At 64.4% G+C, this 9909-nt stretch carries 6 protein-coding genes and 1 rRNA gene; 5 read left to right on the forward strand and 2 right to left on the reverse strand.

Features of this window, described 5'->3' with window-relative positions:
- Positions 1-3: 3 nt before the first annotated feature.
- The 4 genes from VGM20_08645 to VGM20_08660 all read left to right on the forward strand — a co-directional run bounded on the left by VGM20_08645 (position 4) and on the right by VGM20_08660 (position 5432).
- Entirely contained in the window at positions 4-2025 is a 2022-nt protein-coding gene (locus VGM20_08645) for an acetoacetate--CoA ligase (protein HEY4100929.1), read from the forward strand.
- Positions 2026-2123: 98 nt separating this feature from the next.
- Complete coding sequence (locus VGM20_08650) at positions 2124-3059, forward strand: phenylalanine 4-monooxygenase (protein HEY4100930.1); 936 nt, start codon at positions 2124-2126, stop codon at positions 3057-3059.
- 52 nt (positions 3060-3111) lie between these two features.
- Complete coding sequence (gene hppD, locus VGM20_08655) at positions 3112-4239, forward strand: 4-hydroxyphenylpyruvate dioxygenase (GenBank protein HEY4100931.1); 1128 nt, start codon at positions 3112-3114, stop codon at positions 4237-4239.
- Complete coding sequence (locus VGM20_08660; protein ID HEY4100932.1) at positions 4239-5432, forward strand: homogentisate 1,2-dioxygenase; 1194 nt, start codon at positions 4239-4241, stop codon at positions 5430-5432. The genes hppD and VGM20_08660 overlap by 1 nt, the downstream gene beginning before the upstream one ends.
- Positions 5433-5439: 7 nt before the next feature.
- On the opposite strand, the gene VGM20_08665 is transcribed toward VGM20_08660, so the two are convergent.
- On the reverse strand, positions 5440-7389 hold the full coding sequence (locus VGM20_08665) for a PAS domain S-box protein (protein HEY4100933.1): 1950 nt from the start codon (positions 7387-7389) through the stop codon (positions 5440-5442).
- Positions 7386-8897 carry an ATPase domain-containing protein gene (locus VGM20_08670; GenBank protein HEY4100934.1) on the reverse strand — a complete coding sequence of 504 codons (1512 nt, stop codon included), beginning with the start codon at positions 8895-8897 and terminating at the stop codon, positions 7386-7388. The genes VGM20_08665 and VGM20_08670 overlap by 4 nt, the downstream gene beginning before the upstream one ends.
- Before the next feature lie 614 nt (positions 8898-9511).
- On the opposite strand from VGM20_08670, the gene VGM20_08675 reads away from it, so the two are divergent.
- A 16S ribosomal RNA gene (locus VGM20_08675) occupies positions 9512-9909 on the forward strand; the annotation flags it as partial.

Below are 9909 nucleotides of genomic sequence, written 5' to 3' on the forward strand. Positions count from 1 at the left end.
ATCGTGATCGACTCGAATCCGATTGTCTGGAGTCCCGACGCGGCTCGCGCGCGCGATTCCAATCTGGGTCGGCTGATCGACGGTTTGCGCACCCAGGGAGTTGCGCTGCCGACTGGCGCCGGGCCGGACGCCTTCGCGGCATTGCACGCCTGGAGCATCAGCGACGCCGAGGGCTTCTGGGCTGCAGTGTGGCGCGATGGCGAAGTGATCGCCGATGAGCATCCAGGACGGGAGCCGTGGGATCGCGTCGTGATCGGTGCCGACCGCATGGCGCCCCCCGACCCGCTCCTCGGCCCGCGCTGGTTCACCGGCGCTGCACTCAACTTCGCTGAGAATCTGCTCGGCCACGACAGCGAGGATCCGGCGATCATCGCGTGGGATGAGCGCGGCCCGCTGTCGACGCGAAGCTGGCAACGTGTGCGACAGGAAGTGGCCCAAGCGGCCGCCGGCCTGCGCAGCTGCGGCGTCCTCCCCGGGGACCGTATTGCCGGTTGGCTTCCCAATATTCCCGAGACGGTCGTGGCGATGCTCGCGGCGTCGTCGCTTGGTGCGATCTGGACATCATGCTCGCCGGATTTCGGCGTCGACGGAATTGTCGACCGCTTCGGCCAGACCGAACCTGTCGTCCTCTTCTTTTGCGACGGATATCGGTACGGCGGCAAGGTGCACGACTGCGCCGCCCGCGCCGATGAACTGCTCGCCCGGTTGCCCAGCGTGCGGCACGCCGTGATGATCGACTACGCCGGAAGTGGCACGGTGCCGGCTGACCCGCGCGCAATGCGATGGGCCGACCTGATCGCGCACGATCCGTCGCCGATGTTGTCGTTCGCCCGGCTGCCGTTCGACCATCCGCTGTACATCCTCTATTCGTCGGGGACGACCGGTCTGCCCAAGTGCATGGTGCATTCGCAGGGCGGCACATTGCTGCAGCATCTCAAGGAGCATCGCCTTCACGTTGACGTTCGCCCGGGCGAACGGGTCTTCTACTTCACGACCTGCGGCTGGATGATGTGGAACTGGCAGGTCAGTGCGCTCGCCGCCGGCGCGACACTTGTGCTCTATGACGGCGCGCCCCTTCCGGTCCATGAGCCCGACATCCTCTGGCGGATGGCCTCCGAGACCGGGGTCGATGTCTTTGGTACCAGCGCGAAGTACCTCTCCCTCGCGGAGAAGGGGGGTCTCGAACCGTCGCGTCGACACGATCTTGGTCGTCTTCGCGCGGTGCTGTCGACCGGAAGCCCGCTCGCAGGGGAGAGCTTCGACTGGATTCGCCGTGCGGTGGGTGCGCAGGTGCAGATCGCCAGTATTTCCGGCGGGACGGACATCGTTTCGTGCTTCGTCCTGGGCAATCCGCTGTCGCCAGTCCGCCGCGGCGAGATCCAGGGTCCTGGCCTTGGCATGGCCGTCGAGGTGTACGACGACGCCGGTGATCAATCTCCGGTCGGTGTCCCCGGCGAACTGGTCTGCACTCGGCCGTTCCCGGCAATGCCGTGCAGTTTCTGGAATGATCCCGACGGGAGCCGATATCGCGCCGCCTATTTCGATGGGTATCCCGGCGTCTGGCGCCACGGGGACTGGATCGCACGGATGCCATCGGGTGGCTACGTCATCAGCGGGCGAAGCGACGCGACGCTCAATCCGGGTGGTGTGCGGATCGGCACCGCCGAGATCTATCGGCAGGTCGACACGATCCGCGACGTGGTCGAGAGCCTCGTCGTGGGCCAGCGGATTCCCGGGGCCGCCGCCGGCGACGAGCGGGTCGTGCTTTTTGTGCGATTGCGCGACGGTGTGGACCTGTCGCCGGCACTCGTCGAAGCGATGCGCGCGCGCATTCGTGCAGGCACGTCCCCTCACCACGTCCCGAAGGTGATCGCGCAGGTCACCGACCTGCCGCGCACGCGAAGTGGGAAGTTGAGCGAAATGGCGGTGCGCGATGTCATCGAGGGGCGGCAGGTGAAGAACATCGGAGCGCTGGCGAATCCGGAATCTCTCGATCAGTTCCGCCAACGAGCCGAGTTGGCGTAGCACCTCGGCGCCGCAGTGGCACCGTCGCGGCTTCGCTGGTGTATTAGTTTTGGTGCGGTATCTGCACTCGGCAGCGGCGTGCACAACCGGAGGCGATCGTGACCACCACAGCCTCACAATCCTCGACGATGGCTCCCGGCCTGACCACGACGCGCGCGCCGTTCATCGAGGACGCGCGGGCACACGGGCAGCTCTATATCGAACAGCCGTACGACCTCTACTCACCGGCCAACCATGACGCGTGGAGCCGGCTCTATGCCCGCATGGCGGATCGCTGGCAGAAATACGCCAATCCGCGATTTCTGCAGGGGATCAGCAATCTCTGCCTCGATCCGACCCAGGTGCCGCGCCTCGAAGACGTCAACCGCTTCATGGCGCCGCTTACCGGTTTCCGGGCCAAGGCCGTCAGTGGATATGTCCCGGCGTACATGTTCTTCGACTGCCTGCGTCAGCGAGAGTTTCCGACGACGGTGACGATTCGCGACGGTGACGTCCTCGACTACCTCCCCGAGCCCGACATCTTCCACGACATCGCCGGGCACGTGCCGATGCACACCGACAAGGCGTTCGCCGATACGCTCGTGCGCTTTGGCGAATGCGCCCGCGCCGCGGCGGAACGCGCGCGCACCATCGGCAACGAGCAGGAGCGGGTGCAACGGATGACCAGCGTGATCAAGGCGATGGCTCGCTTCTTCTGGTTCACCATCGAGTTCGGTCTGATGAAGGGGAGCCGCCCCGGCGAGGTCAAGGCGTATGGCAGCGGCCTCCTCTCGTCCTATGGTGAACTCGAGCATTGCATCGAGTCGCCCGACGTGCAACGCTGGCCGTTCCAGCTCGAATGGGTCGTCAACCAGTACTTCGAGATCGATCACTATCAGCCGCTTCTCTTTGTCGTCGACTCATTCGATCATCTCTTCACCGAAGTCGGTCGCCTTGTCGACTGGGTCAGGGAAGGGAAGCTCGACAACGTGAGTCCCGGCGAACCGGGGATCAGTGAAGCCGATCTCGCGTCATTCCTGAGTGCCTCCGGCTGACTGATCGGCCGACAGCACGCTGTTTTGCTTTCATCTGATGGAGCGTGATGAGATGACCTCCACCCTGACGTCACCGGCGCCGCGCGAGACCGGAGATGCCTTTCCGATCAACGGTACCGACTACATCGAGTTCTACTGCGGCAACGCCCGCCAGTCCGCGCAGTACTATCGCGCCGTCTGGGGACATCGGATCATCGGATACCGCGGCCCCGAGACCGGTGTCCGCGACCGCGCATCGTATCTCCTGGTCCAGGACAAGCTGAGGTTCGTCCTCACGTCGCCACTTGGCCCCGAGGGCCCGATCGCCGACCACGTGCACCGCCACGGCGACGGCGTCCACGACATCGCCTTCTGGGTCGACGATGCGCGCGCGGCGCACGCCGCCGCACTCCGCCGCGGCGCGGAGAGCGCGCAGGAGCCGACGGTGACGCGCGACGACGACGGCGAAGTCGTCACCGCCGCCATCAGGATCTACGGCGACACGATCCACTCGATCGTCCAGCGCTCCGATTACCGCGGGCTCTTTCTTCCCGGCTTCGTGCCGATTGCCTCGCCGGAACCGGCTGCCGGCATCGGCCTCAAGTATGTCGACCACTGCGTCGGCAACGTCGAACTCGGCAAGATGAACCACTGGGTCAAGTTCTACGAGGATGTCCTCGGCTTCACCAACATTCTCTCGTTCGATGACAAGACGATCAGCACCGAATACTCGGCGTTGATGTCGAAGGTGATGTCGAATGGCAACGGCCGGATCAAGTTCCCGATCAACGAGCCGGCGCAGGGGAAGAAGAAGTCGCAGATCGACGAGTACCTCGAGTTCTACCGCGGTCCCGGCGTGCAGCACATCGCCATAGCAACGGATGATATAGTGACAACGGTCCGCGCACTGCGCGCCAACGGCGTCGACTTCCTCAAGGTGCCGCAAGCGTACTACGACCAGGTCCCCGCGCGGGTCGGCAAGATCGATGAGGATCTCGCACCGCTGGCGGAACTGGGCGTCCTGGTCGACCGCGACGACGAGGGATATCTCCTGCAGATCTTCACCAAGCCGGTGCAGGATCGGCCCACGCTGTTCTACGAGATCATTCAGCGGAAGGGCGCCAAGAGCTTCGGCGCGGGGAATTTCAAGGCGCTGTTCGAAGCGATCGAGCGCGAGCAGGCGCTGCGGGGCAATCTCTGATGCCGATCTACCACCAGCTCGGATCGATCCCGCGCAAGCGCCACACCGTCTTTCGTCGCCCCGACGGCGGGTTGTACGCCGAGGAGCTGATCGGGCACGAGGGATTCACCGGGACATCATCGCTGCTCTACCACACGTCGCCGCCAACCACCGTGAAGTCAGCGCGAAGGATTCGCACTGTCGCGTGGGAGCCCGACGTGTCGACATCGCTTCGGCACCGGCACTTCCGTACGGCGCAGGCGCCGGGCGGTGGGAGCATCACGCTCGACCGGACGCCACTCCTCTTCAACAGCGATGTCGGGATGCTCTTCGCCGCGCCCGACCGTGTCGACGAGCACGCCTACCGTAACTCCCAGGCAGACGAGCTCGTGTACGTCGTCGAAGGGGAGGGGACGCTCGAATCGGTCTTCGGCGACCTGCCGTTCCACCAGGGCGATTACATCGTGATTCACCGCAACATCACGCATCGCTGGAATATCGATCTCGCCAAGGGACCCGGCCGGTTCGTGATCTTCGAAAGCCGTGGCCATGTCCGCTGGCCGAAGCGGTATCGCAATGAATTCGGTCAGCTGCTGGAAGGCGCGCCATACTCGGAGCGCGACATCCGCCGTCCGGTTGCGCTCAACACGCGCGACATCAAGGGTGAGTTTCCCGTGCTGGTCAAGCAGTATGACGCGATCAACGAGCTGGTGCTCGACCACCATCCGTTCGACGTGGTGGGGTGGGACGGCTACTTCTACCCATGGGCGTTCAATATTGGCGATTTCGAGCCGATCGTCGGCCGGATTCACCAGCCGCCGCCGGTGCATCAGACCTTCCAGGGCGACGGCTTCGTTGTCTGCTCGTTCTGTCCGCGACCATACGACTTCGATCCCAACGCCATCCCGGCGCCGTACAATCACAGCAACGTCGACAGCGACGAGGTCCTCTTCTACGCGTCGAGTGAATTCATGAGTCGCAAGGGGATCGAATACGGGTCGATCACGCTGCACCCCGACGGCCTGCCGCACGGGCCGCACCCGGGTCGCACCGAGGCGAGCATCGGCGCCAAGTACACCAATGAGCTTGCGGTGATGATGGACTCATTCCGGCCGCTGCACGTCGCCAAGCCGGCGATGGCGTTCGAGGATCCGGCGTACCACCAGAGCTGGATCGATCAGCAGCACGCCGAGTTTTCGCCGCCGACATCGTGACCGCGGGTTACTCCTCGACGTGCGCCGGATTGATTGACCGCAGGAGACGCCGCAGCGCATCGATATCCGCAGGCTTCACCAGGTGATGGTCGAAGCCTGCGGCGCGTGACAGGGCGCGATCGTCGTCCTGGCCCCACCCCGTGAGCGCCACCAGAATCACGTCGTTCAGCAACGGTTCGGCACGAATGGCGCGCGCCAGCTGGTAGCCGTCCATCTGCGGCATCCCGATGTCCAGAATCGCGACCGCCGGTTTGACCGACTCGATCGCCACCAGCGCCTCGGGACCGCTGTACGCGACCGACACCTCGGCACCCAGGAGCCGTAGCAGGAGGCCGAGGCTTTCGGCCGAATCGCGATTGTCATCGACCACGAGAATGCGCTGCGAATCAAGCGACGCGATCCGCGGCGGAACGGCGACGCGCATCCCGATCGGGCGTGAGTTGGCGAGCGGCAGCTGCACCGAGAACTCGCTGCCGCGCCCGGGACCGTCGCTGTGCGCCTGAATGTCGCCACCGTGCATCTCGACCAGCCGCTTGGCGAGGGTGAGGCCGATCCCGAGGCCCCCTTGCGCGCGCCCGCCATGCCGATCGACCTGCGTGAAGAGATCGAAGATCGTCGGCAGAAGCTCCGGCGGAATTCCGACCCCGGTGTCCTTGATCGACACGACGGCGTGATGGTCGAGGATGCGTGCAGCGAGGGTGATCGTGCCGCCCGGATCGGTGTACTTCGCGGCGTTGATCAGCAGGTTGGCAAAGACCTGGGCCAGACGTACTGGATCGCCCTCGACGATCATCGACTCCGGTGGGACGTCGACGATGAGGGCGTGACCTGCGCCCTCGATCGCCGGGCCACTCGTTTCGAGCGCGTGCTCGATGATCGCCGTCACTTCGAGCGGCTCTTTCCGCAATTCGATCTTCCCGCGCGTGAAGCGCGACACCTCGAGAAGGTCGTCGACAAGGCGAACCATATGGTTGACCTGGCGCTCCATCATCTCGGAGGCCTGGTGCACCACCTCCTCATGTCCGGGATCGAGCCGCAGGAGGTGCAGCGAGTTGCGAATCGGCGCGAGCGGATTGCGGAGTTCGTGGGCGAGAATCGCGAGGAACTCGTCCTTGCGCCGGTCGGCGTCGCGCAGCGCCGCTTCGGCCTGCTTCCGCTGGGAAATATCGCGCGCCACCTTGGACGCGGCGATGATTGTCCCATCCGCCGCGCGCACCGGCGACACGGTGAGCGACATGTCGAGCCGCCGCCCATCCTTGGTGACGCGCACCGTCTCGAAGTGCTCGATCCGTTGTCCCCGCCGCAGCAGGTCGAGCAAGGTCGTCTCTTCGTCGGCACGTTCGGGCGGGATCAGGATGAGAATCGGTTGCCCGATCGCTTCCTTCGCCGTGTACCCGAAGATCCGCTCGGCGCCGGCGTTCCAGCTCAGGATGATTCCGTCGAGCGTCTTGCTGATGATTGCGTCGTCGGACGATGTCACGATCGATGCCATGAACGCTTCGGCGCGGAATGTCGATTCGCGCTCGGCGATATGGTCGCGGATCTGATATTGGCGCCAGCGGGCCTTGAGGGCGACGCGAGTGGCGCTGACCAGCGCCGCCACGCGCATCGGCCGCTCCAGCACCGTGATGTTGCCGGCGCCTTCCATCACCTGGGCAACGGTGGCGGAGTCAGCGCCCGAGCGTGCGAGGACCAGCACCGGCAGATCCGACCACGCCGGCTGGTGTTCGAGCCACTCATGCAGGCCGCCTGTATTCGAACGGCTGGCTACTTCCTCGGGGACGAGAATCGTTGCCGCGCCGCGGGCGAGTTCACTGATCAGGTGGGTCACGCTGCGACAGAGGAAGGTGGTTACTCCGGCCTTCGTCAACACCTCTACCGTGAGTTCGGCATCGCGCCGGGTCGGCGCGAGAACCAGCACTCGCCGTTCAAGCTCGGTGAGGTTGGCGTCGTTCACGGTCCGGAATGCTCCGTGCTCCAGCTGTTGTTTTCCCGGATCGGGACACCGGTGAGGATGCCACGGAAGTCACGCATCGGCGGCCCGATCGTGATCCCGGCACTGCTCAGCGAAAACGGGCGAATCGTCCGCTCGTGCGCGCCGCCACGCTTCTTGACCACGGAAATCGCCTGGCGTAGTTCACCGGCGGTCTCGAAGTACCGCATCAGGATCACGGCATCGGCGAGATAGCTCGCGTCGACCGGAGACTGCATGTTGCTTCCGACCAGCCCCTGGTGCGCACCGATCAGGATGGTGGCGACCCCCGACTGGCCGAGATACGTCAGGATTTCATGGAGATGAATGATGAGGAAGCGCTCTTCCGGCATGGCGTTCAGATAGCCATTGAGGCTGTCGATCACCACGATCGACGCATTGCGTTCCTCGACCGCGCGACAGATCGCGTGCGAAAACTCCCCGGGGGAGAGCTCCGACGGATCGACCTGGTGAATCCGCACGAGCCCCGAATCAACGTGCTTCTTGAGATCGATGCCGAGACCTGTAGTACGGGTGAGGAGCGTCCCGACGCTTTCGTCGAAGATGAACATCGCTCCCGGTTCACCGCGTTCGGCGGCGGCGGTAACGAATTGCGCCGCGACCGATGACTTCCCGGTTCCCGCGGCACCCACGATCAACGTGCTGGTACCGCGCTCGAGGCCGCCGCCGACAAGCGTGTCGAGTTCGGGGATGGTGCTGGCAAGTCGCTGTTGCGGCGGGAGCACCGGGTGATCGCGCGCCACGAGGCGCGGATAGAGCTCGAGCCCGCCGCGGAAAATGGAGAAGTCGTGGTAGCCACCCCTGTACGCCATGCCGCGGTACTTGAGCACGATCAATCGCCGGCGTTCGGCGCCGAATTCGGGGTAGAGCTGTTCGAGCCGCAGGACGCCGTGGGCAATGCTCTGCACCTGGAGATCGGTGGTCGCCGCGGTGAGATCGTCGAGGAGGATCACGGTGCAGTTGCGGCCGCTGAAGAACTGCTTGAGGGCGAGAATCTGGCGCCGGAAGCGGAGCGCGCTGCCGGCGAGGAGTCGCAGCTCCGACAGTGAATCGAAGACGACTCGCGTCGGGGACTTCGACGTGACGTCGTTGAGGACGGTTTCGATCGTTTCGCCGAGCTCCACCTCCGACGGGTGGAACATCGTGTAGTCCTCCTCCGGAGCGACGGCGCGCTGGCTTGGCGTCAGCTCGCGGATCGCGATCCCGTCGAGTGTCCATCCGTGCGACGCGGCCACTGCGCGCAGTTCTTCCTCGGTCTCGGAGAGGGTCACATAGAGGACTGATTCGCCCTGACGAATCCCTTCGAGCAGGAACTGGAGCGCGAGGGTTGTCTTCCCCGAGCCGGGGACGCCCTCGAAGAGGTAGAGTCGATTCGGTGTGAAGCCGCCGCGAAGGATGTTGTCGAGGCCGGGAACGCCTGTCCGTGAGAGTGATCCGCTGGTCGGTTGCTCGTCGAGCAGCTCGGGATCCATCCAGTACTCCAGTGCCGGGGAAAGGGGTTCCGCCGTGCGGCGGTGCTCAGGGGTTGACGGTGACAAGATTAACGGATTACGGCGCTCCTGCGCCAAAAAAAGTGTGGCACCACCCCGATACTGCCGGAAACGTTCGCAGGCCTGATGCGACGCCAATCCTGTGACGACGCTTTCGATCAGAGGGCGCCACACATCCTGGTGGCCGCGGGCGCACTGTTGCGCGGAAGGGGCGGGTCGGCATTGGAGGTACCCGGCGCGGGCGGTGTGGGCGCGGAACCGTGGCGCGCGCGGGGCGTTCAGGTGCTTGACAACGAGGCGTGCGGATCTACGTTTGCCACCCCCGCAGCAAGCAGCGCGGAACGAGGTAAGTCGCGCCGGAATCAGCGCTTGACCGGGGAGCAACAGGGTGCTAAGATTGTGGGCTGCCGACGAGTTGGGTTGTCGGCGAACCGCAGTGAGCTCTTTGACAAGTGAAGCAATGGGAGAAGTCGGACGCAGTGCGGATCCTATCAAGCGTCACCGATTCAGCGGTGGCGTGAGGATACAAACTACTGAAGATGAATCCGGACAACTGAGTAGTATCCAGTTGTTCGCTTCGAGCTATATCGAACTACTCATTGGAGAGTTTGATCCTGGCTCAGGACGAACGCTGGCGGCGTGCCTAACACATGCAAGTCGAACGGGACCCGCAAGGGTTCAGTGGCGAACGGGTGCGTAACACGTGAAGAACTTGTCCATCGGCGGGGGATAGCCGGCCCAACGGCCGGGTAATACCGCGTACGCCGTTCGGAGCGCATGCTCTGGACGGGAAAGCAGCAATGCACCGATGGAGAGCTTCGCGGCCTATCAGCTAGTTGGTGGGGTCATGGCCCACCAAGGCGACGACGGGTAGCTGGTCTGAGAGGATGACCAGCCACATTGGGACTGAGACACGGCCCAGACTCCTACGGGAGGCAGCAGTGGGGAATATTGCGCAATGGGGGAAACCCTGACGCAGCGACGCCGCGTGTGG

This window comes from Gemmatimonadales bacterium, assembly GCA_036500345.1.
Classification (GTDB): Bacteria; Gemmatimonadota; Gemmatimonadetes; order Gemmatimonadales; family GWC2-71-9; genus Palsa-1233.

Coding starts and splice junctions, on each gene's coding strand:
- hppD (HEY4100931.1), top strand. CDS start 3,112: ATGACCTCCACCCTGACGTCACCGGCGCCGCGCGAGACCGGAGATGCC.
- VGM20_08660 (HEY4100932.1), top strand. CDS start 4,239: ATGCCGATCTACCACCAGCTCGGATCGATCCCGCGCAAGCGCCACACC.
- VGM20_08670 (HEY4100934.1), bottom strand. CDS start 8,897: ATGGATCCCGAGCTGCTCGACGAGCAACCGACCAGCGGATCACTCTCA.